General features: G+C 43.6%; 14 protein-coding genes. 3 read left to right on the top strand and 11 right to left on the bottom strand.

What is annotated here, in order from left to right:
* Nucleotides 1-231 precede the first annotated feature (231 nt).
* The 5 genes from HUW48_RS03475 to nirB all read right to left on the bottom strand — a co-directional run bounded on the left by HUW48_RS03475 (nucleotide 232) and on the right by nirB (nucleotide 6331).
* The gene (locus HUW48_RS03475) at nucleotides 232-1605 is read right to left on the bottom strand and encodes a NarK family nitrate/nitrite MFS transporter (RefSeq protein ID WP_182414349.1); all 1374 of its coding nucleotides are present in this window, start codon (nucleotides 1603-1605) and stop codon (nucleotides 232-234) included.
* Between the two features lie 39 nt (nucleotides 1606-1644).
* Nucleotides 1645-3102, bottom strand: coding sequence for an alginate export family protein (locus HUW48_RS03470; RefSeq protein WP_182414348.1), 1458 nt, complete (start codon nucleotides 3100-3102; stop codon nucleotides 1645-1647).
* 71 nt (nucleotides 3103-3173) lie between these two features.
* Nucleotides 3174-3299, bottom strand: coding sequence for a hypothetical protein (locus HUW48_RS27175; RefSeq protein WP_262891488.1), 126 nt, complete (start codon nucleotides 3297-3299; stop codon nucleotides 3174-3176).
* 52 nt (nucleotides 3300-3351) lie between these two features.
* Nucleotides 3352-3723 carry a nitrite reductase small subunit NirD gene (nirD, locus tag HUW48_RS03465; RefSeq protein WP_182414347.1) on the bottom strand — a complete coding sequence of 124 codons (372 nt, stop codon included), beginning with the start codon at nucleotides 3721-3723 and terminating at the stop codon, nucleotides 3352-3354.
* A gap of 97 nt (nucleotides 3724-3820) precedes the next feature.
* Complete coding sequence (nirB, locus tag HUW48_RS03460) at nucleotides 3821-6331, bottom strand: nitrite reductase large subunit NirB (protein ID WP_182414346.1); 2511 nt, start codon at nucleotides 6329-6331, stop codon at nucleotides 3821-3823.
* 764 nt (nucleotides 6332-7095) lie between these two features.
* On the opposite strand from nirB, the gene HUW48_RS03455 reads away from it, so the two are divergent.
* Both HUW48_RS03455 and HUW48_RS03450 read left to right on the top strand, forming a co-directional pair.
* Entirely contained in the window at nucleotides 7096-8574 is a 1479-nt protein-coding gene (locus tag HUW48_RS03455) for an ATP-binding protein (protein ID WP_182414345.1), read from the top strand.
* Nucleotides 8567-9217, top strand: a complete 651-nt coding sequence (locus HUW48_RS03450; protein WP_182414344.1) for a response regulator transcription factor — start codon at nucleotides 8567-8569, stop codon at nucleotides 9215-9217. Before HUW48_RS03455 ends, HUW48_RS03450 begins: the two co-directional genes overlap by 8 nt.
* Before the next feature lie 257 nt (nucleotides 9218-9474).
* Here HUW48_RS03450 and HUW48_RS03445 read toward each other — a convergent pair whose 3' ends face one another.
* The 6 genes from HUW48_RS03445 to HUW48_RS03420 form a co-directional block, all read right to left on the bottom strand.
* Nucleotides 9475-17799, bottom strand: coding sequence for a T9SS type A sorting domain-containing protein (locus HUW48_RS03445; RefSeq protein WP_182414343.1), 8325 nt, complete (start codon nucleotides 17797-17799; stop codon nucleotides 9475-9477).
* Nucleotides 17800-17837: 38 nt separating this feature from the next.
* Complete coding sequence (locus HUW48_RS03440; protein WP_182414342.1) at nucleotides 17838-18806, bottom strand: fibronectin type III domain-containing protein; 969 nt, start codon at nucleotides 18804-18806, stop codon at nucleotides 17838-17840.
* 228 nt (nucleotides 18807-19034) lie between these two features.
* Nucleotides 19035-19817 (bottom strand): response regulator, encoded by a 783-nt coding sequence (locus HUW48_RS03435; protein WP_182414341.1) that lies wholly within the window; start codon nucleotides 19815-19817, stop codon nucleotides 19035-19037.
* A gap of 5 nt (nucleotides 19818-19822) precedes the next feature.
* Nucleotides 19823-20941: a sensor histidine kinase gene (locus tag HUW48_RS03430; protein ID WP_262891520.1), complete on the bottom strand. Its 1119-nt coding sequence runs from the start codon at nucleotides 20939-20941 to the stop codon at nucleotides 19823-19825.
* 33 nt (nucleotides 20942-20974) lie between these two features.
* Nucleotides 20975-21646 carry a tetratricopeptide repeat protein gene (locus HUW48_RS03425; protein WP_182414339.1) on the bottom strand — a complete coding sequence of 224 codons (672 nt, stop codon included), beginning with the start codon at nucleotides 21644-21646 and terminating at the stop codon, nucleotides 20975-20977.
* Between the two features lie 235 nt (nucleotides 21647-21881).
* Nucleotides 21882-22382 (bottom strand): cupin domain-containing protein, encoded by a 501-nt coding sequence (locus HUW48_RS03420; RefSeq protein WP_182414338.1) that lies wholly within the window; start codon nucleotides 22380-22382, stop codon nucleotides 21882-21884.
* Between the two features lie 337 nt (nucleotides 22383-22719).
* Here HUW48_RS03420 and HUW48_RS03415 point away from each other — a divergent pair, with 337 nt between their 5' ends.
* Nucleotides 22720-23076, top strand: coding sequence for a hypothetical protein (locus HUW48_RS03415; RefSeq protein WP_182414337.1), 357 nt, complete (start codon nucleotides 22720-22722; stop codon nucleotides 23074-23076).
* Nucleotides 23077-23533: the final 457 nt, after the last annotated feature.

Genomic DNA, 23533 nt, shown 5'->3' with positions numbered 1-23533 from the left:
CGTGCCTTACTTCTGAAAGTAGCCGAGGTGGCAAGCTTACACGAACGCTCTTTAAAGTAGTGAAGGTAACTCCGGTACAAGACACGGAAGTAACTTCCGCGCCATAGTTATTGCTTGTTCTGAGATTCAAGAGAAATTTTTAAAAATTTACTTATTCTTGAATTCATATAATTCGTAAAATCTGCGATCCGGACATCATCCAGGTAATCCTTTAATCCTATGAATTGAGGTTCAGGCAAGAGCAGGAACGGAGGTTTCTGAACTGGTTTGTACACTGCCTAAAGACTCGTTCATTTCTTGTTGGACTTCGGCTTCGTGGGCTTTGGTGAAACGTACCAGGAACGAGGCGAACGATACGGCCGTCACAACGCAACCAATAATGAATAAGGCATCGCTGTAGGTTAAGGATTCGTCTTTCAGGAGGAAACCGGCTAATACGGCACCTACGTTACCACCCGCTCCCACAATACCGGATACCGAACCAATGGCTTTTTTATTGATGAATGGCACTACCGAATACGTGGCCCCTTCCGACATTTTCACGAACAAGCTAAAGAACAACATGGACGCAATCGCAATCGGTAAAACCGTCATCTGAGAAAATAAAATTAAGGCGATGCCTTCCATGAATAAAGCAAAGGCGAGAAACACCACGCGGCCTTTTAAACCGTACCGGATACCGGCTTTGTCACCGAAATAACCACCCAGGGTGCGGGCAAAAATATTCATCATCCCGAACAGACCAGCAATTAAACCGGCAGTTTCCAGGTTCAGCTTAAATTTATCGAAGTAATAAATAGCGGCAATGTTGTCAATGGTAATTTCAATACCGAAGCAGGCCCCGTAAATTAAGAACAACATCCACACCCGGATATCTTTACAGGCTTTCCAGAAAGCGCCTTTGCTTTCGGCTGCTTTCATGCGGTAAGCCGGGTCGTTCTTTTTTAAATCGGCCATGTTGCCTTCGGGAGTATCTTGGGTAAACTTATAATAGGCAACTCCCATCAGGAATAACAATACCCCCGGAACTACCATGGCATAGCGCCAGGCGGCAGTATCTACGTAACCCAAACTGATAAAACCGGCAAAAATTAAGGGCATAATTATTTGGGTAGCGCCACCGCCCATATTCCCCCAACCCGCGGTAGTAGCATTAGCTGTACCCACCACGTTCGGGGCAAACATTAACGACGTATGAAACTGAGTTACCACAAACGAAGCCCCAATTACCCCAATGGCTAACCGGAACAATAAAAAGGATTCGTAGCTATTGCTTAAGCCAATAAACATAACCGGCAGCGAACCCAAAATTAATATAATGCTGTACGTGATGCGAGGGCCAATTTTATCGCAGAGCCAGCCGATAAACAAGCGGGCAAAAATGGTGATACCTACCGACGAAATAATAATATTACCAATTTGGGCTTTAGTTAAATGAAATTCTTCCCGGATGATGGGCATCAGGGGAGCTACCCCAAACCAGGCCACAAAACAAAGAAAAAAGGAAAACCACGTAATGTGAAACGTACGCATGTGCGGGCCGGCAAAACTAAAAATCTTGATTTTGGTAGCTTTACCGACTTTAGGGCTGGAAAGTAGCGTCATGACTGATGGGTTATGGTTAGTAAATTATTTTAAATTTTTTTAGGCTTTTGGTTGCGCCGTAGCTTTAGTAGCCAGGAATTCAGGTTTTATGTTAATCATGAGGTAAGCCCAGTTGGCCTGGCGCTGTTTGGGCAGGTAAGTATTATTGTTGGCGGGAAACCCGGAAGTTTTAATGCGGTTAAGGGAGTTCGTGCCAAACATATGCGCGTAACCGGCTTCGAAGGTGATGTATTTGCCGTAAGTAAAAGTAGAAATCACATCTACTTCGGTGCCCAGATTAGATTGGTAGCGCGTTAAAGCATCTGCATTATTTTCGCGGTAAGCGATTTGGTTGCCAGATAAAAACTGGTGCAGGTCTACAGCCGCAGAAAAATTACCTTTGGTATAGCGACTTTTTACATAAAAATCTTTCAAGCCCGCCGGTCCGTGCCCATCGGCCGCGTAGAAATAATCCATTAAACCACCAAACTTATGCGGCGTACCGTACAACGGGTCGAAGCGGTGATTAACCCGGGTAGTTTGCTCCCCGTTATTGCCGGAGTAAAAATCAAAACCCGGTCCGGCCGAAAATGCCCCGAAAGAATAGCTGCTGTAAATGCTGGCAAAATAAGCTTTGAGCGGGTTCCCTTCTTTATCTTTATTTCCCTGGTAATAACCCGAAACATTCAGCATCAATTTATTCGTCGGGCTTGGTAGCAAAGCAGCGTTTAAGCCGGTGGTGTAGCGGGCGTTCAGACCCTTCGTGAAAATACGGCCCGTAGTAGTTACCCTGGATTTTTGAAAATAATCGTTAAACAACAAGCCGGATACCTTAAATGCTCCCACTTTTTTACTCAGGTAAGCATAGTGGAAAGCCTTGTACATTTGTCCGATGCCGTTGGTACCAGCGGGGTTTACCGTACCCGTTACCGGAATTTGCCCGGTAGTGGTTCCGGTGGGCACATTACCCGGCACGTATAATCTACCTTCTTTGGTTTCGGCATTTTGGTTATAAGCTACTCCCACATCTAGCTGCACGCCTTTGTGCATTAATTTTAAAATGGCAGCGTCATGGCGGCGGGCTTGCTGCAACCAGTCCAGGTTACCTAATAAGCGTTGATCGTCATAACTAATTTCCTGGCGGCCGATTTTTAATCCTAGATAATCCAAACCTTTAAAGGCCGCGGTTGAATCAGTGGCATTTGCGAGCGCAATCTCGGCCCACATTTCGTGCAGCATTAATTTGTTGCCGTCGGCGTTGCTTATCGTGGAAGCATCTTGTCCCCAGATGCGCACGTCCTGAATAGCCGTAAAAAATTTAATTTTATCTAAGCTGTAGCCCACATTGAGACGGGCACGCTGCGAAGTAAAAAATGCCGGTGACGCGCCTTTGTTCGGCAAATTGCCAAATCCATCGCGTAACTCGGTGCGGGTACGCAATTGCCCCGAAAGCGTAAATTGCGCCTGCGCTTTATAGGCAAACAGGGCAAGGAACGGGATGATGTAAATTTTCTTCATAGGTTCTAAGCGCTTACACTGGTGGATTGATTTGCTGTTTAAATGGATGGCAGTGAAATTTTAAAAAATTTCTATCGCGAGCGTCCTCGCTCGTGATGATTATCGTCCGGCCTCTGGCCGGTTGGAATTTCACTGCTGATTGGCTTTTTTAAATTTGTCGGTTCACCCGGCCGGAGGCCTACGAGATGGTCAGACACGAGCGTGGACGCTCGCGCCAGCAAGGATTTTTTAAATTTTATAGATGAAAGCTTATTCCCGCATACCGATGTACACGTAGCCGTCTTCAATTTTCACCGGGTAGGTTTCAATGTGGTAGCATTCACCGTTTAAATTTTCGCCGGTGAGCAACGAAAAAGTTTTTTTATGAAACGGGCAGGCCACTTTGGGTTCGCCGCACTGGTCGCCGATAAGGCCGCGCGCTAAAATCATTTGCTGTTTATGCGGGCATAAATTCTGGCTGGCGTACCATTCGTTGCGTTTGGCAAAATGAAACACGGCAATTTGCTGGTCCTGGTATTTCACGCAGGCCCCACCATTTTCCGGGAAGGCGCTTACTTCGGCGGCTTTAAACCAGAAAGAAATTTCAGCTAGGCGATCAGCAGAAGGAGGCGTTTGTATCATGATAATAAATTTTAAATTTTTAAAAAACAGACAAGCCGATGGCGGGATAGCCCAAAAACCATCTTGTAAATTTTAGTAAGTAATTGATTAATAGGCCTTAGATAACCGGCACTTTTTGGCCCCGTTCGGGTTTAAAGCGGATAGAAGGATCCGGCTCAGGCGTGTTAATAAAGTGCTGGAAGCGCTGGCGCAGCTCCGGATTATTCACTACTTCTTTCCATTCGCAGGCATAGGTATTTACCATAAACTCCATTTCCCGGTCCAGGTCGTCGCAGATGCCTAACGAATCTTCCACAATTACCTGACGCAGGTATTCCATGCCGCCTTCCATTTTATTTAACCAGGTAGCGGTGCGGTTCAGTGGTTCGGCGGTTTTAATGTAAAACATCAAAAATCGGTCGAGGTATTTAATGCAGGTTTCGGTATCGAGGTCGGTGGCGAAAAGCTGGGCGTGCTGCGGTTTGGCGCCGCCGTTGCCGCAGATGTACAAGTTCCAGCCTTTTTCGGTAGCAATAATACCAAAGTCTTTGGATTGGGCTTCGGCGCATTCGCGCACGCAACCCGAAACGCCACCTTTGAGTTTATGCGGCGAACGCAATCCCCGGTAACGCTCTTCTACCCGAATAGCAAAACCTACTGAATCATGCAGACCGTAGCGGCACCAGGTAGAACCCACGCAGCTTTTAACGGTGCGCAAGCTTTTGCCATAGGCATGGCCACTTTCAAAACCGGCATTTATTAATTCTTCCCAGATATCCGGCAATTGGTCTATTCGCGCCCCGAACATATCAATGCGTTGGCCGCCGGTAATTTTGGTGTATAAGCTATATTTAGCGGCTACCTGCCCGATTACAATTAATTTTTCGGGGGTAATTTCACCACCGGCAATGCGCGGAACTACTGAATACGTACCGCCTTTTTGAATATTCGCCAGGTAGCGGTCGTTGGTATCCTGGATGGTGGCTTGTTTTAAAATAAGCTCGTTCCAGGTGCTGGCCATAATAGAAGCTACAGCTGGTTTGCACACTTCGCAACCATCGCCGCGGCCGTGGTTGTGCAGTAACTCGTCGTAACTGCGGATGTTATTTACTTTTACGATATCCAATAACTCTTGCCGTGAATAATCGAAGTGCTCGCACAGTACTTTTTTCACTTCTTTACCCATTTGCTTTAAGGTAGCATTGAGTAAATCGTTTACCATCGGTACGCAGCCCCCGCAACCCGTTCCGGCTTTGGTGCATTTCTTTATACCGGCTACATCGGTACAGGTTCCGTCGGTAATAGTGGAGCAGATATCGCCTTTACTCACATTTTCGCAGGAGCAAATTAAAGCTTCGTCGGGCAAACTCATTACGCCGGCTCCAGCCGATTCGGCGGCACCGCCCCGCGAACCTAAAATTAAATCTTCAGGATCTTGGGGCAGAATAATTTTGTTTTGTACCGTTTGCAGCAACATGTTGTAGTTGCCTGCATCGCCTACCAAAATACCACCCACTAAGTATTTGCCGTCTTCGGAAATATTAATGCGCTTGTAAATGCCTTTGGCTTTATCTTCGAAAACAATAGAGCGACTCGTGGCTGGGCTGGCAAAAGCATCCCCAAAACTAGCTACATCTACGCCAATCAATTTTAGTTTGGTAGACATATCGAAACCTTTAAAGGTTTTCTCGCCGCCCAATAAGTTAGTTACAACCGTATCGGCCATATCGTAACCGGGCGCTACCAGGCCGTAAATCATGCCACCGTGCAAAGCACTTTCGCCAATAGCGTATATATTAGCATCCGACGTTTGTAAGGCATCATTTACCAGAATGCCACCCCGCGGCCCTACGGCTAAACCAGCTTTAATGGCTAACTCATCCCGCGGCTTAATCCCTGCCGACACAATAATCATATCTACCTCCAGTTCGCTGCCGTCGGCAAAAAGCATTTTTTCAACGCCGGTCTCCCCTATGATGGCGGTAGTACTTTTATTTAAATGGATGCTGATTCCTAAACTTTCTAGCTTTCTCTTTAACATTTCAGAACCCGCTTCGTCGAGTTGCCGCGGCATTAACCGGGAAGCAAACTCGATTACGTGCGTTGTAAGTCCCATATCCACGGCGGCTTTGGCGGCTTCCAGACCTAATAAACCACCGCCAATAACGGCGGCTGTTCTGGCTTTGGGCGCGTATTCCAGCATAGCATCTAAATCCTCGATGGTGCGGTACACGAAAACACCTTCTTTTTCTACCCCATTAATGGGCGGCACAAAAGCACTGGAACCCGTAGCCAGAATTAATTTATCGTAGCTTATAGATTCCCCTTTGTGCGTCGTAACTGTTTGGGTGGCCGCATCTATGCTAGTAACCAATTCGCCCAAATGCAGATTGATGTTGTTCTCGGCGTACCACTCTACCGGTGCCATAGTTAATTCTTCGGCAGAAGTACCTGAAAAATAAGCACTCAGATGTACCCGATCGTATGCGGGACGAGGTTCTTCCCCGAAAACGGTAATTTGGATAGTACTCGGCTGGGCTTTGGCTACTAGTTTTTCGCAAAACTTATACCCTACCATACCATTTCCGATTACTACTATACGTTGCGGCTGTGCTACTAAACTGCTCATACGTTTTATGTTTTCGTGATTTTTACTTTTACTCTCAGGATTTAGGCACTTTCCGGAACCAAGCTAACTTTTAAAGTCTATCTTCCGGATTCTACTACTTCAAGCTAATTATGACTCTCAATTCCCAGGGTGTTTGTTCAAAATACACAACTTTAAACTATTCGCCCTTAATTTCACACCTTAACTTGAGTAAAAGTACTTAATTTTTGATTAGTTGGTTATTTTTTGAGGCATATTGATTAAAATTTCGTTTTTTCACAAAAACAGTATTATTTTTAATAATGAAATTTAAAATTATTTAACCTTTTAAAGGTTTCGTTTGATAATAAACTTATTTTTAAACAGATACTAATCAGTTTAAAGCTTATCTACTGGTTTAAACCTGATTTTTAAAAAAATAGGGAGATTTCAGGCAGCTAAACCTTATTTTTAGTATATTTTTAGACTTAGATGGATAAAAATCAAGGTTCTTTGTATTAATAATTAAGAAACCAACCAATAATTTTTCAATTCATATCTGGTAACTCCGATGGAGGGAAAATATTAATTGGAGGAGGTGCTATAAAACACCTACTAAAGAGAAGGAATACCTAATTAATGAATTGAGTATAATTACTCAATTCTATTTCTAAGCTTCAAAATTCTTTTAAGCCTGCCTGGGTCTGTTAACAAGTAGCATTAAGCTTAAAATTTTAAAAAATTATAAGTTTTCTTCCTTAGAGTGGAGAAACTCGAAATAAAAACGTAACTGCAGTATAGTAAGTATGAATTCTACTATTGATGCGAACATATCTAATAAGATTACTCGTCTTTATTTATTGGCGCTTACCGTTGTAGCTATACTCTTACTAGTTGGGCAGTTATTAGTGCAGCGTTCCTTGCGACGCCAGCTTACCGATTCCCGCATCATAAACATTGCCGGCCGGCAGCGGATGCTAAGTCAGAAGATTTGCAAAACGGTGTTGCTGTTATACCATCAAAAAGATAGAACGACTACTCCTATATATATAACAGATTTAAGGGAAGCTTTAAACCTTTGGGAGAAAAGTCATACGGGATTAAAAAACGGGTATTTAGCTTATCTTAAAATTCCGGTAAATAACAGCGCTATTATCCGAAATAAGTTTTCCCAAATAGACCCGTTATTCCAAAGTTTATACAATAGTGCCAAGGCTGTTGGTACTTATTACCAAACCAACCCTACACCCAATATTCCTTCGCCCGAAATACTTACCCGCCTTAATTACCTCCTGAAGAACGAACGCGCTTATTTACAGGCTATGAACCAGATTGTATTTCAGTACGATGCGGAGGCTAGCGAGCGGGTAAATAATTCGCAACGGATGGAGAACATTGTGTTGTTCTTTACCTTAGGTATTTTGTTACTCGAAGCTTTATTTGTTTTTCGGCCGGCCGTAACGCAGATAAAGAGCACTATTCACTTATTATTAGAAGCAAAGCAGCAAACCCAATTAGCCAACGAGGAATTAATTCGGGCCAATAAAACGCTGGCTGAAACTAAAGAAGCTTTACTGATAGCGACCAACCAGAAATACCAACAAGAAATAAACGAACAAAAGCTTCGCTCGACTTATCTCCTAGAAGGTCAGGAAGAAGAACGCAAACGGGTGGCGCGGGAAATTCATGATGGTTTGGGCCAAATGCTAACGGCTTTAAAGTATGGCCTCGAGAAAACCAGCGATGCGGTGCCAAATACCGAAATTACCCAACAAAACTTAAATGAACTGCGCCAGTTAGTAAGTCAAACCATTACCGAAGCCCGCACCATTTCTTTTAACTTAATGCCTGCCGTATTAAGTGATTTTGGTTTAGCTTCGGCTTTAAAATTGTTAAGCAACCAAGTGGCCTCCGGCTCCAGCGTAAACGTTTCGTTTAACACCAACTGGAACGGAAAAAGATTAGCCAAGAACGTAGAAATAGGCTTGTACCGCGTAAGTCAGGAAGCGCTGCACAATGCCGTAAAATATGCCGGCGCCAATAGCATAACTGTTGACTTGCAGGCCAAAAAGAAGTTTATACACTTATCTATTTCGGATAACGGGCATGGTTTTAAACTGGATACCTTAACTTTACCTACCGGCAAAACTGGTTTGGCGCAAGGTATTAGCAACATGAAAGAGCGCGTTTTTTTATTAAACGGCCACATACAAATAAACTCTAAACCCGGACAAGGCACCCAAATACACGTAAAAATACCTTTCCTGACTACTGACCATGACTAAAATAAAAATATTACTCGCCGACGACCACACCTTAGTCCGGAACGGCATTCGCTCGATGCTGGAGAACTCCGCGGATTTAGAAATTGTAGGGGAAGCCCAAAATGGAGCTGAAGCACTGACCAAAGTAAAAGAGTTAGCCCCAGATGTGTTGCTCCTAGATATTGCTATGCCCATAATGACCGGCATTGAAGCCACCGCCCAGATTAATAAATTGTATCCGGAAACCCGCTGCCTGGTACTATCCATGCACCACGACGAAGATTACATTTTAAAAGCCGTAGAATCTGGTGCGTATGGTTATTTATTAAAAGATAATACCCGCGAAGAAATGTTGCAGGCCATTCGCCGGGTAGCCGCCGGCGAAAAGTATTTTGGCCCTTCAGTTTCGAATGTAATTGTAGCATCTTACCTGCAAAAATTAAAAGAACCCGAAACTACCCTGGCACCTAAAAATAAATTATCAAAACAGGAAAAAGCAGTACTTGCTTTTATTATAGAAGGCTCCAACAGCCGCGAAATTGCCGAAAAACTAAATTTAAGCGTGCGTACCGTCGATAATCACCGCGCCAGCATGATGAAACGGTTAAAAGTTAAAAATGCGGTGGAACTAGTGCGAAAAGCATTGGATGAGAAGTTGGTGTAGTTTAAAGTTAAGGAGAATTTATACATAAGGGGTAGTTACGTCATCTTCTAAAAATAGTCCGTGACTTACTAATTTTTTACCGGTATAAGCTTTAACCAGGAAATATACCTGGCTAAAGCTTTAGGTTGGCTGGTGGTTGTACCGGTTTTAGTTGGTTGGTAGTATTTGCTGCCTTGCCTCCTGTTCTTCGGTTGTAAAATTTTTAAACTTTTAAAATTTAAGCTTACCCAGTCAATTAAAACGGGTATGCCTAAATTTTAGTTTTTGATTACTTTAACGATTTCCTGCTTCGAACCCTGCGTAATACGTAGCAGATACACGCCAGCTTTTAAGAATGCTTGCTGTTGCGCCGGACAAGTATAGGAACCCTGTTCAGCGGCCAGTTGCCCTTGCCAGAGCTGTTTCACCTGCCGGCCGGCTAAATCGTACAGGTCCAGGGTAACCGTTTCGGCGGGATTGTTTTGCCATTCCACGGTAAAGGTTTCGGTAAACGGATTAGGATACACCTGGGCTGCTTTTAAGATAGCTGGTGCTGGTTTTTCCCAGGTTCCGTTCGTGGTAAACCGAAAAGGCTTTTCAATACTTCCGGTAATCTGCTCACTCTGGAACACCAAAGTTTCTTTCAAGTTCACCAGCAGGTTACCTTGGGCATCGTGGTAAGTAAAACGCACTTCCTGATTTTCCTGGTTCGAGAACACCGTAATGAAAAACAAAACTTTGTTTTCAACCGGATAACCGGTGCCCCAACCTATTTTTTCGCCGGTAGCCGCATTGTGCACCAAAATTCCGGTTTCTTCGACTATTTGATCCGAGGTAATTTCAGCTACCATGTTCATGTTGTACCGGAATACTCCCGGATTTACTAATTTCGCTAGCGGCGACTCCTCGTTGGCCAAACGATTACCCGAGTTAACGGACGTTCTCGGATAAGCAAATTTAAGATCGGCATTTTGCGACGATTGGACGCGGTAACCTTGCCCCGTTTTGAGGGTTTTTAAACTACCTATCCAACCTTTATTCTTGTCGTACACGGCAAAATCGGTTTGGCTCTTAATAATATCGCCATCGGCCAAGGTTACGCCCGCTAAAGCATCGGGCACTGGCATACTTACCTGCGGGGTATAACCAATCCAGTTCCAACCTTTTTTGAGGGTGATAATCTCATTAGCCGGATTTAATAAGCTACCTTTTACCTTTAGCTGCTTGGCTGCTCCTACTTTTAGTAAATAGCTGGCTACGTTATTAACCTGCTTGCCGGCCGGCGACCATACACCCGCCGAATAATCGGCTACCCAATCCTGCGACATAAACACCGAACTACGGTCAATAACGGCTTGGTCCAACACAGAAGCAAGGTCTTTATTTTTCACATCCACGTTAAAAGAAATCCAGTTCCAGCCGGCCTTTAAATCCAGTTCCTGGTAAACAATGTTGTTGGCCGTTAATACATAAGGACTAGCCGTAGAGCCATGCACCATGCCGTCCTGAAAAGCCAGCGAAGAAGGTATCACATCGGTATGAGTTACCCCTAAATCGGCATTCCAAATCTGGAAGCTTATTTTCTCGTTGGTGGTACCTTGCCCGTATACTTGCATAAAAAACAAATAGCGATCATAAGCGGGTACGTACTCCAGGTGCGCCACTCCGCGGCATTGCCCGTTCACAAAAGCCGCCACTTTATCATCGGGGTTAATGGAGAACTGATTATTGATTTTTATCTGCCCGATTATGCTCATGGATTTACTAAAGTTGCGTGGATTTACTGTCCACTCCGGAGCTGGGGTAAATACTTTCAGGTGCAAGGCCAATTTCTCGTCGTAGCCAAAGTTCGTGCGGAGTAAAATATCTTCGGTATACCGGCCCCGGTTTAAGCTTTCGCTTACGGTAAACACCAGCGTTTTACGACTGTTTGGCTCTACGGAACCACTGGCGGGGTTAACCGTTAACCAACCCGGCAGCCCATCGATTTGAAAGCTTTCCTGGTTACCGCCCAGATTGGTAATTTCCACTTCGAACTGCAAAGGTTGGTTTACCTCTTTTTCAAAACTCCGGTTAGAATCTACCCATTTTACTTGATTTTTATCCACGAACACCGACCAGGTTTTAGCGCCGGGCATTACGTTGCTGTTTTTATCCATTACGCCTTGTACCGTTACATCCAGAATGGTTTTTTCTACTAATTCCTGCGGCTCGTTCAGGGTAATCAGCATTTTATCATTGTTGATGACGTAGTTAAAATCTACTTTTTGCTCGGGTTGCGGCCAGTCAATCTTCGGTGATTCGTTGGTGTAAGTTGCATTCACAAAAGTGGCTTGATCCGTAGTTTTACCGCTTTGTTCCTTATCCGATTCTACCGAAAGCATCACGCCGCTATTGTCCTGGTAAGCTTCAAACGGATAGTAAATTTGTAAATCGGCCAGGTCGTTGGGTTGCTTACTGGTGAGCGAGCGGTTTATTTGTTCGGTAGTCCGGGCCGAGTTCCAGAAGCGGATTTCATCTAACTGGCCTTTAAAATAATTGGTAAACGAATTTTTAGGAGTACCACCCGCGGTAGAAGTTTGGTCGAAATACACCCCGAAGTACAAAGCCGGAGCTGTTAATTTGGCCAGTACATCGGCCTTGCGGTAATTAGTAAGCGCCCCATCCAGCAAGAACGATAAATTACCCCGCCGGTCTACTACCATGGCCAAGTGGTGCCATTTTCCATCCAGCGTATTTTCATCCACGGCAGGAATAAGCAGATCATTTTGTTTAAGGGTAATAGCGCCTTGATCGTCGAACTTTAAGGCCCATTTCACATCGGTATTGAGTAAAGCGGCCGAGAACAAGGCGGTTCCGGCGGCATTGGTGCCCGCTTTGTACCAGAACTCCAAGGTAAAATCACCGTCCTGGGTTATGGGAGTATGGCCGCTGTTTACCTTTACGTAGCCGTTACCATTAAGCGAAATGGCTTTGGAGGCAGGTTCGGCTACCCACTGGGCGGCTACTTCGGCGTGCAAGGCCCGGGCCAGATCTTTCGCGGCGGTTCCTTTTAAATCGTTGAAGGGCCAGTAACCAATTAACCCACGTTCTCCACCGTTTGACCGGATGGATTGGCCGGCATATACTTCGTCACGGGTTTTATATTGATCCCAAACCCGGAGCGCGTGCAAATCTCCCTGGAAAGCATTGCCATTGTCCGGCAAAGAACCCACATAAACTATTCCTTGCACGGCAACTACTTCTACCTGATTTTTTTCGGCTAACAGCTGATCGTTACCATAAAGATTTACTTTACCAGCCGTTGCATCATAAGATACCGCGTAATGTTGCCAGCTTGTGGCCGGTAAAGTTTTATCGGCTAATACCCGCGGCGAAGTTCCCCAACCGGCAAACAATTTGCCCGTTTTATCAAAGCCAATAGTTACGGCATCTGTTCCGGTACCTTGGGTAAAGATAATCCGGTCATTAGTTGCTGTGTTTGTTTTAACCCGGGCCCAGAACTCCACGGTAAACGAACGGTTGTTGAGCTGTAAGCCTTCCGGAATCCTAACATTGCCTTGTTTGCCATCAAAATGCAGGAAAGCACCGTGCGCCAAATCCGAGCCGTTCAAAACTCCTCTTACGGTAATGTTGCTCTTATTGATTAAGCCAGCTTCTACGGGATCCGCAAACTGAATCATAATTTCATCGTTCGGCGATAAGATACCATCGGCGGGTTGCGGGGCACCAAATACCAGCGGCGGCACCACGTCTTTTAAGCCTTTTTTCACTTCGGTATAACTTACCGAGCCATCAGTGCAATTAGATTTAGCGCGTAATTCGTAATTCCGGTCGGGCAAGTCGGTAATATCCCAATTGAAGTTAATGGTGGTTTTACCATTAATTTTAGAAACCGCGGCATCTTTGTTCTGTGCTTTTGCGGCATCATAATCCGCTGCTTTGTTAAAAAATGTATGAATAGTAGCCCAGGAGTTAGAAGCCGTAGACTTGTATTGCAGCTCGATGCTCTTAAACGATCGCAAATTTACGTCGTAGCCCGATAACTGCACGGGCACTTTTCCTTGGGCATCTACATTCACGAGCCAATTATCCAGGGGAGCCAGCATGGTAACGGGGGTACAGGCCGGTGCGAAAAAAGCCGAGATTTTTACTGTGTCTGCCACCATACTGGATTCGCAAAGGGAGTGCAGCACAATGCCCAGGTTCTCGTAATTAAATACGGCGCCTGGCCCTTTTTTTACGGTTAGTATTTTTTCCACTACTTCGCCGTGCGGTACCCGGAAAGCCCGGTTGGGAGTAGAACCATCAATGGTGATAACCGCACCGCCGGGATTAGAGTTTTCATCGACCTGCACGCCGTACCAGATATCTTCGTCGGAGTCGCCGTTATTTTGGAGTAATAATTTAAATACCGCCGCATTGGTTTCCGGCACCCCGGTAACAATATTGCTCTCTACATTTAGTTCTGGTTTTTCGCGGCGCAAAGTGGCAGCATTTAATATTTTACCGGGTTGGTAGTATTGGGTTTTCTCGTCACCTTCATACGGACAGGAGGTTTGTCCGCCGCGGGTGTAAAACATCGGCGAGAAAAAACCATTGTTGTAATCGGCCTTACGGTCAGCAAAATCATCTTTTAACTTGTAGTAATCGGCCCATACCACATGATCGCCTTTATCATTTAAAAATTTTATAGCCGAAGGATCAATGACATCCACACTATAAAAATCGCCTTTATCGCCATCGGCCAATACGTAGCCAAAGGTTAAAGCTTCGTTGGTGGACTCACCGGATGACCCGGAAAAGTTATCAAAGAAGTTAGCTTTTAACCGCATGGATAATCCGAACTTATTAAAGGTGTAACCAGTAACTAGTTCAATAGAAGCATCAGCAGTTACTTCTACGGTAGTATTAGTGCCCCAAAGCGAGTTCAAGCTTTTTTCCCAAGTTTGCGTTACCCCACCATCGAAGGAAACATTGTTAATGCCTTCGGCGGTACTTTTGGTTTTAGCGTCTAGTTTATTTTGTTCATTATCACGTAATGAATTTTCCCAAAGCGCTATTTGCTGATTAAGGAGGTACACCGAATCCGGATCGCTCGCTTTAATTGGTTTAAAGCTATAACTCGGACCGGTGTAAGCCCCGCGCGTAGCTACGCCTTCGTCAGATTTTGGCAAGGCCGCGTTTCCAAATAAGTTCTTGTTGTAGTTATCGGCTCCGAATTTAGAATCACTTTTGTTAATGTTAGAAGTATACACTCCATCGCCGCGCAGCAACAAATTATTACGGAACTTTTTCAGCTCTGGTATCAGATTCTTTTGAATGTGCTGCTGTGTGTACATAAACCGGGTGCTGAAATTATCTTGGGCAGCGGCAATACCTTGCCGACGCACCAAAGCATAAGTTTTGCCTTGGTAATTAAAAGTTTCCGAATGCGGCAACTGGTCGAACGGTGGTTTTAGTTCTAATAACTCCAGGGTTTCGGTTTTACCCAGAATAAAGTTCATGGCCCGACCCACGAACAAATCGGCATCACTGCCTACTAATCCGGGATCAGCGCTGGTTTTCCAACTTTCCGTTACACTAATACTTTCAACCAACTGGCCAGTTTCTGTGCGTTTTTCGGTAATTTCTTCCTGATTGGAGAGAATGTGTTTTGCTTCCGATTCATTCAGCACAGCTACTCCAACACCGGTTGCCACCGTGGTGCTTATTCCTAAGTAAAAACTTGGATTTATGGTTTGGGTGCTACCGCCCGTGTTCGTGATAGACATGGTTTTAGTAGTGGCAGATCCCTTACTTAGATAGGCATAACTGTTCGTACCCGGCGGATCGCGCAAAATAAATTCTACTACATCCGGACCTTTCGTAACAAAACCAGAACCCGACGTAACCTGCCCCAAAATATAGCCTGGTTGAGTTCCTAAATCGGCATAAGACTGGTCGCCAATTTTAATAGCAGCCGAAAAGTTATACGTATAGCTACCGCTTAAATTAGGACTGCCTGCCCGGAATTTATAATTATAAACTCCCTGCGGATTATTTAAAATTAGTTCTTCATCGGGGCTACCCTGCTTCCAGTTATTAACCAGTTTAATTTTCGCGCTGGTTACCGGCACCAGTTCTTTCTCGTGATCGTCGGCATTTTCGTATTCTTCGAAGAACCGTAAAGGAAACTCGTACTGGGCATTCATGTTAAACACTGGGGCACCAAATGGTTTACCAGCCAAATCAATCTCGGGCCCGTTTTCACTTAGCTTTATTTTCTTTTCGCCAATAAGCTCATTATTGTTAATAGTCCATTTAGTTTGATTGTGCAGCACAAACTTTTTACTAAAATGGTAACTGGCCGAATCTATTTTTTTTCCTTTATCATCTATTTGGTACTCCCAGCGTAAATTCTGCACGGGCAAACTTAAATCCAGGATGGGTTGTTCGCCGAAGGCATAACGCGAGCCATCAGTAAGGGTATTGTTGGTTTTTACCTCTTTTACGATAAACCGCTCCGGTATTATCCAGGCAGTATATTCACCGGTTTGGGGGTTGGTAGATAACTCAACAGTTTTTTTAAATTTTGTGGGTGATTCGTCTAAGTCGCCCCCTTTTTCGGGTTCTAAAATAATTTTAGCCGTACCCAGATTATTTTTAGAAAGACCCATGCCCAGAGGTTTATCTCCTTGCACCTGACCACCAGCAACCCGGCCGATTAGTTTTACTTTAGTGGTATCCAAAATTTCGAGTTGGCCGCGCAAATGCTCCTGAAAATCGTGGGTTTGATTTTCGGCGGGCCAATACGCATTCTGAAAAACGTGCCCGTTCTTCACAAATGACAGTACGTGCTGGCCAATGGGAACCCGGGCTTCAAACTCCCCTTTGGCATCTGACATAACCGGCACGTTACTGGCATTAAGCAACGTTTTGCCATCCACGAGCATTTGCACGCCCTGTACCGGAAAAGAAGTTCCTCGGTACCGCACGCTGCCTTTGGTAATAAATGAAGAGATATCTTTAAAATCTTTACTATTGTGGCTCAAAGCACCCTCGCCAATAAATAACAAAAGTGAATTGGGGTCAAAAGTATGTACTCCCAACAGCGGGGTTATCTCAAAGCTTTCGCCGGAGCCCCGAAATTGAATGTTGGTAAGCCGGTAATTTCCTTTGCTATCGGTGTAAGCCACATTAGCCAGTTGGTCTTCCGAAGGAATGATAGTGGTCCATTCGTAGCTGCCTTTTAGTTTTGCGTGATTTTCGTTGTATTTCCGGTCTACGCGCGAGCCATCAAAAGCAAAATCACTAAAGCCTTCGCTTAATTTCCAGTAAGCAATTAAACCGGGTTCGCTACCTTCTAAAAAGCGGCTGTAATCCTGCACTAATTGCGCAGCGGTACGGGGTTTATTCCATATTCTTACTTCGTCTATTATTCCCTGAAAACCTTGCTTATAGGTGCGGCTGTTCCCGAAAACTAAAGGCAGATCGGAGTTGCTGTTCGGTTGAAAGGCATTGGTTACTTGCTGCGGGGCAAAAACCGAATCGTTTACCACCCATTGCACTTGCCGCGAGATGGTATTTAAGCTAACTGACAAATGGTGAAATTCATTATTTTTTAAAAAATTGCCGGGATTTATGCTTACCTGTTCCGCTCCGGCAGATAATATATAACGACCACCTTCGTAGCTAATTTGCAAACCCTGGCCATTCTGGAAATGATCGTAGAGTACATAATTAGTAGAAATATCACTTGGCCGCAACCAGGTTTCTAAGGTCCAACCTTCCTGACTGGGCCAGAAAATGCGCGATGCATTAATATCAAAAGCGGCAGTGTTATTAGTAAAAGAAATAGCTTTACCCGCAGCACCATCCGAATTCCGGGCTCGTACCTGCACATTTTCTACTACCTGGCCACCTTCAAAAAAGATCCGGCCACTTACGGTACCAAAAGGCGCCCGAAAACCCAAAGCTTTTGCTTCGCGGCTTTTAATGGGTTGCCCGTTACAAGTGGCTACTCCTTCAATGGTGTACTCGTACATGGTATTGGCTTCAGCAAATTCGTCGAGCCATTGGGTAGAGCTGCCGCCTTCGGCTACGTGCACCAGTTCCCGGTTATTATTAGTACCGGCAATTTTCCGGTAAATTTCATAACTCTGGATGCGGCTTTTGTACTTGGCATCCCACTGTAATTGTATATAACTGGTGAAAAACCCTTTGGAGGCTTTAAACTTATAATCGTGGTTATAAAACGGGTTTTGCGAATTGTTTCGCTCGGCTACGTCAGTGCCCCATTCCAGCGCATCGGCAATTTGATCCGGTACGGCTTTGCTTACTATATTACCGGCTACTTCGGCGTATGGGTTAACGGCTACCAGTTGGTACTCGTAAGTGTTACAGGCTTGTAGCTTTTCATCGGCCCACGCACCAAGCTTTGGGTCAACGTTACTAGTGGTATTTTCAATGATTTTACCTGCTTGAACTACCTTCCGGATAAGTTTGAAATTGGTAACACTCGCACAGGAATAACCGGACCAGATAATTTTAAAATAAGTACCATAATCGGCTAAACTTATTTGCGGGGCTGCCGGACTTAGATTGGGAGTAATACTGGCCACTTCCGAAGTTAGTTCCGTAGCTACCTGCTTATCGGGCCTTATGACTTCTGGTGTTGCAAATTGGTATCATCGAAATAGGAAAGGGTGTTCAGGCCGCCGTTTACGTCAAAAGTATTCGTGATAGTACTAAAGTCAGGTCGGGCACTTCGTAATATTTTGTATGAATAAGCACCATCCAGGTTAGGTTTAGGCCAGGTTAAGGTAATGCCGGTAGCACAGGGCGCGAAGGTGGGAGTCAGAACCAGTTTACTATTTTTCCAGGCTGTTATATTGTTGCTCCATACATCAAAATAATTAGGATTGTTTGATAAAATTTCGCGGTTTAAACCTACTCGGGCAACTATCCGGTAATTGTAGCGGTACCCGTATACCGAGTTAGGATCGATGTAACTGGTGGTATTATAATCTAAGCCCGCAAGGAGTTGGTCGTTCTGGTAAATATAATACCTGATTTTTTCGGGGGCATAACCGTTCGCTCCCGGCTTGTCCCAGGTAAGTTTTATTTGGTTTTGTTCGCCGGTTGGGAATGCCGTTATAATAGGGCTACCCTGTAAACCCGCAATAGCATAAGTATCTTCTTTGTTACCTTCTTTATCGCTGTTATCTCCCCAGTAATAATGCGTTCTGATAGTTACCGATTTACCAAACCACGCACTGGGAATATTAATGTAATAACGTTGTTTGTCGAGTTTACCGTCCCAGTTAGAATTGTTATTAACCAGTAATTCATTTTTGTAATTCCCGTTACGATTCCTATGCGAACCATCAACCAACAGATTAGTAGTATTGTTGTTAATGGTATAGGTAATATCCAAGTCTTGTAATTTATCAATCTTGCACGTAAAGCATTGATCTCGTTCATCCACCGATACAGTAATAAAAATACGACCCGAACTCTGGTCGTAACCAATCTCGTAGAAAAATTTTTCGGCAAAAACGGAGGTGCTTCCTACTCCCAGAAAAAACAGGAAGAATAAGCCTAAGAAGCGGAGGTAATAGTGTTTCATGACCAATGAGTTAAAAGTAAGTATATGCGAATGGCACAGGTAAATCCCCCGCATACGGACGCGGGTACCGGAATTTGCACGCTGGCAGCTGGTGCGTAAATAATTTCTGCCGGCTTTGCTTTAACTAGTAGCCTGAATGTAGGAAATGAAGAAAGGGAGTAGGAAAAATAGTATGCTAACTACGCTGGTTTGTATGCGAAGCAAGCAAGGTTGTATGTAAACGGAGGCTTACAAAAAATTAAAATTTTTAAAAAATTCTTCTTTGTAGTTGCGGCCTAAAGGCACCTCGTGTTTGCCAATTACCACAAAGCTATCGTTAAAGGTTTCCAGGTGCTGCATATTCACAGCAAAAGACCGGTGTACCCGCACTAGTTGCGGTAAGTTTATTTTTTCAATTACGTGCTGCAAACCGTGGCGCAAAACAAACTTATTGTCGCGGGTGTAGATGTAGGTAAAATTGCTGTCAGCTTCGAGCAGCAGAATGTCGGTTAAAATTATTTTTAAAAAACGGTAGTTCTGCTTTAAAAAAATGGCGTCGTTAATAGCCAAAATGGTTTCGCCGCTTAAGTTATTTTTATCTTTCTCAACGGTTTTGTTTAACGGGATTACTTTGGCCTCATTTTGTTTGCGGTAAGCAAACTGGTGCAAAGCCATTTCAATAGCAATGCGCAGGTTAGTTTGTTGATAAGGTTTGGTAAGGTATGCCGCCGGAAAAGTATCTTTGGCCCGGTTAACAGTACCTTCGTCGGCAAAGGCAGTAAGGTAAATAAACGGAATATCTTTTAGCGCCCGAATGTGCCGCGCCGTTTCAATGCCGTCCCAGTCACCTTTAATGTGAATATCCAGCAAAATCAGATCTACAGGATTTTCTTTAATTAAGCTAATAGCTTCCGGACCGTTATCGGCAATTCCTACTACTTCGTACCCATCCGTAGTTAGCGTATCTTCCAGCCCTAGCGCCAGTATGCCTTCGTCTTCTACAATTAGAATGCGTACCTCACCATCTGCCATAGGGTTTAGCTTGCTTTTTTAAGGGTAGTTTCTGGTACATGCAGCGTAAAAGTAGTACCGTTCTGATTCTGTACGCTGCATGTACCATTTAATTGTTTGCTGAGTACTTTTACTAATTTTAAACCAAAGGAAGTTTGCGGTTTTTCCCAGACCGCAGCCGGCAATCCGGGTCCGTTATCCTGAATGAGTAATTGCAACCCATTATTATCTTGCAAGTTAATGCTTAAATGTGGCTCAGGTACGTTGGGGTAGGCGTATTTAAAAGCGTTGGTAACCCATTCGTTAATAATCAAACCAATGGGCAAAGCTTTATCTACATCCAATTCGGCAACCGAAATGCACAAGTCTAGCTTTAGTTCTCCTTTACTAACGCCAAAGCTCTCCATTAAACTTTCGGCTAAGTCGGTAATGTACTCTCGCATATTTACTAAATTAGGATTGTCTTGCTGGTACAAACTCCGGTGAATTAACGACATGGCTTCGATGCGCTGCCGTCCTACTTTCACCGCTCTCCGGGCGTCTTCGTCTTGTAAACGATTCGATTGCAAGCTTAACAGGCTAGATACAATTTGTAAATTATTTTTAACCCGATGGTGCAGTTCTTTCATGAGCAGTTTTAACTTCTCGGCCTGCTCATTAATTTGTTCATTTTGAGTGTTCAGCAAGATGTTTTTTCGCCGGATAGTCCGGAACTGCAAGCCAAAAACTATTCCTGAAATTATTAAAATACCCATAATGCCCAACGTAGCATACATTTGAATGGCGCGGGTTTTACTTTTCTGAGTAAGTACGTTAATTTCCTGATCTTTTTGGCCGGCTTGGTACTGTACTTCCAGCTCATTCATCAACCGCAGATTTTCCAGCAAAGCCAAGGAATCGCGCAGCAAGTCGTAGCGGGTAAAATAAGTTAAGGCTTGCTGGTAGTTGCCCATTTGCTGGTTATAACGCGCTATTACCTGGTAAATTTCCATGGCGCGGTACGGGAGTTTTATCTGATGGGCAAATTGCAGAGCTTGTTGCAAATAACGCAACCCTTGCGCTTGTTGTCCCAATTCAAAATAAGACTCGCCTAACCAGTTATAAGTATAGGTTAACGAAGAAAACTGTTTATATTTTGTAGCAATGGCTAAAGCTTTTTTGGCATAAAAAATCGCTTTTTAATAATCTTTTTTATCAGTTAAGTAAATCTGAGCAATGTTATTATAATAAGCTATCCGGTCTTTTTCGAATGCCGGCGAGCTCTCCGCTAATTTCAGTCCGTTTAAATAAATTTTAAATCCTTGATTAATTAAAGTGGAGTCTTTGACTTCGGTGCCGTAACTGCGGGTAAACAGGGCTTTTAACCGGATATGAAAAATAATATTACTGGTATCCTGAAGGGTCTGTGCCGCCTCCAAGCCTTTGGCCGTTGACTCCAGTGCTTTGAGATAGTTCTTTTTTTCTTTGTAAAGATTACCAATAATAGAATATATTACCGGCAACTCCGGATTAATGCTAGTATGCTGAGCCAGTTCTAAAGCCTGCAAAACGGTAGGCATGGCACTTTGGTAATTGCCTGTTAGCCAATAGTACTTCGCTTTTAAAATTTTTCCTTTTAAGCGCGCATCAGGGTTGGTTTGGCCCAAACGCAGCAAAGAGTCGGCCAAGGCCCCTACCGTGTCCATGCTTCGCAGGTTTTGGTAGCCCAAGTCGTACAACTTTTTAATCTTATCCGGATGAACTGTTTTTATAATTGGCTGGGCTGTACGCGTTTGGGTACAAGCTGCTATCAGGCACAGCCCAACTATCCAAAAAATTACCTGTCCAAAAATGGGTAGTATTTTATTCAAGGCGAATGACTTACACCCCGGGAATATACATATTTAGTGTATTATTTAACAAAGGAAAGGCCCTAAATTCTCTAATTTTAAGATTCCGAATCTAAGTATAGCGCGCAACCTGCAAGGAAATAGCTAATAATATCTATCGGGCAGCCAGCAAGCCTTACCCACCCAAAGCTACTTGGACGGACCGACTAAAACGGGTAGTTAGCAAAAAATTAAATTTTTAAAATTTCAGCTATTTCTACCGCCCGAAATCATCCTGTACCCGCACAATATCTTCTTCATCCGAAGGATTAGTTGCATCCGTGTGTTGCCAGATTTCGGCCAAAACGCCCCAATCATCCAAACCCACTAACCGGTGGCGCTCGCCTTGCTTTAAGGTAATTAAACCACCTACTTCGTACGTTTTTAGTTCCCCTTCATCGTCGGTGGGGCTGGTGATTACGCCCACTTTCCCCTGAATAACTTTCCAGATTTCGGCCCGGCGAAAATGGTACTGCCACGAAAGGCGGGTTTGCGGGGCTACCACCAGAATCTTGGGACTGAGTTTCCCCGATATTTTTAAATTTTCGATAGCCATGCCATCAAAATACGTATCGGCAAAAGCTTGAGCCTGGTCTTCATTAATCACAAAAAAACCACCCCAGGGCCGGGTTTGATCTTGTTTATCGATGGTAAACTCTTGCTCTGTTAATTGATGTTCGATTTTGTTAAAAATAGCTTCCTTGTTTCCTTTTGACATACTTTCTGTTCTATTATATTCTATTGGTATAAAAATAAGAACTGCTCATGAATTAAGTTAAAACTATTTTTATTTGAGTAATAATTTAATCAGGCTAAATAGAATAATTATGATAACTACCTCGCTTGGTGTAAAATTTATAAATGAAGAAGCTGTTTAGTAAAGAAGAACCTCCAGAAGAATAACAGGTAAAGCAATGGGGGAGAATGCGTGGGATATCAGAACAGTAAAACAGCAAATAGCGGGAATAGCTTATTTTTAAGGATAATAAAGGATTGATGCTTGCTTGTAGGGGCCGGTAGCCGGGCAACATCATAATTTATTTCAAATAAAGCAGTTGTTTGAACAATTATGTGGATTATTAAAGGAACCTGGTATTCCAACCGCTGGCTTATTTTTAAATGCCGACGCTGGATTTGATAGCCCGGAGTTTAGAAACCGATGTTCTCAAATGCAAATAGAAGCTAATATTTCCTTTAATCTAAGATATAGGGAATTCACTTCGGAGTATGTGTATTTTGAGGAACTCTTATTCAAAAAAAGAAAGGGCATTGAGCAAGCCAATGCTTGGGTGGATAGCTACAAAGCGCTACTCATCCGATTTGAAGCTAAAGCGCCACATTGGCTTGCCCTCCATTTTCTTGCTTTAGCTGTTCAACTTATTCGTAAAATCAACCAAAAACTCGTTTACTAAACAGCTTCTTTACTTAGAATAAGTTTTCTGCAATAAACTGCATCATAAGTTTACTATAAGCAATTCAACCTCTAGGTACCTTTAATTAATTCACTGCTTACTAATACCAAAGTTTATTTAGGCAAGACCGAGCTTTATTTATAATGTTTGATTTTTTAGAGTCCCTATAGCTGACTTTAATCAATGTAAATCATAAAATAGCATGGCCATTTAACCCCGATCTTGTAAATACTTGTGAATAAGGTGAAGGAATGGCTAGTGCAGAAAAAGAAATTTGATACTTAAAATAGAATAACTATTTTTCCTTTTAATTATAAATGAAAGCTGAAGTATTATCGCTGCATCAACAGCTAAGACTTATGCATTCGCCCTTAATTCTTAAAAATTTGGCCAGCATCCAAATACTATAATAGGCAAAAATTTAAAAATTACTTCTGCGATTAGTGCCGATTTTTTA

This window comes from Adhaeribacter radiodurans, assembly GCF_014075995.1.
GTDB lineage: Bacteria > Bacteroidota > Bacteroidia > Cytophagales > Hymenobacteraceae > Adhaeribacter > Adhaeribacter radiodurans.
The sequence above is the reverse complement of the archived record's forward strand: the minus strand, read 5'-3'. Positions and strand labels throughout refer to the sequence as shown.

What these genes read in the sequence shown, in the direction of transcription:
- HUW48_RS03475 (WP_182414349.1), bottom strand. Translation starts at nt 1,605, where the DNA reads ATGACGCTACTTTCCAGCCCTAAAGTCGGTAAAGCTACCAAAATCAAG.
- HUW48_RS03440 (WP_182414342.1), bottom strand. Translation starts at nt 18,806, where the DNA reads ATGAAACACTATTACCTCCGCTTCTTAGGCTTATTCTTCCTGTTTTTT.
- HUW48_RS03435 (WP_182414341.1), bottom strand. Translation starts at nt 19,817, where the DNA reads ATGGCAGATGGTGAGGTACGCATTCTAATTGTAGAAGACGAAGGCATA.
- nirB (WP_182414346.1), bottom strand. Translation starts at nt 6,331, where the DNA reads ATGAGCAGTTTAGTAGCACAGCCGCAACGTATAGTAGTAATCGGAAAT.
- HUW48_RS03455 (WP_182414345.1), top strand. Translation starts at nt 7,096, where the DNA reads ATGAATTCTACTATTGATGCGAACATATCTAATAAGATTACTCGTCTT.
- HUW48_RS03420 (WP_182414338.1), bottom strand. Translation starts at nt 22,382, where the DNA reads ATGTCAAAAGGAAACAAGGAAGCTATTTTTAACAAAATCGAACATCAA.
- nirD (WP_182414347.1), bottom strand. Translation starts at nt 3,723, where the DNA reads ATGATACAAACGCCTCCTTCTGCTGATCGCCTAGCTGAAATTTCTTTC.
- HUW48_RS03450 (WP_182414344.1), top strand. Translation starts at nt 8,567, where the DNA reads ATGACTAAAATAAAAATATTACTCGCCGACGACCACACCTTAGTCCGG.
- HUW48_RS03470 (WP_182414348.1), bottom strand. Translation starts at nt 3,102, where the DNA reads ATGAAGAAAATTTACATCATCCCGTTCCTTGCCCTGTTTGCCTATAAA.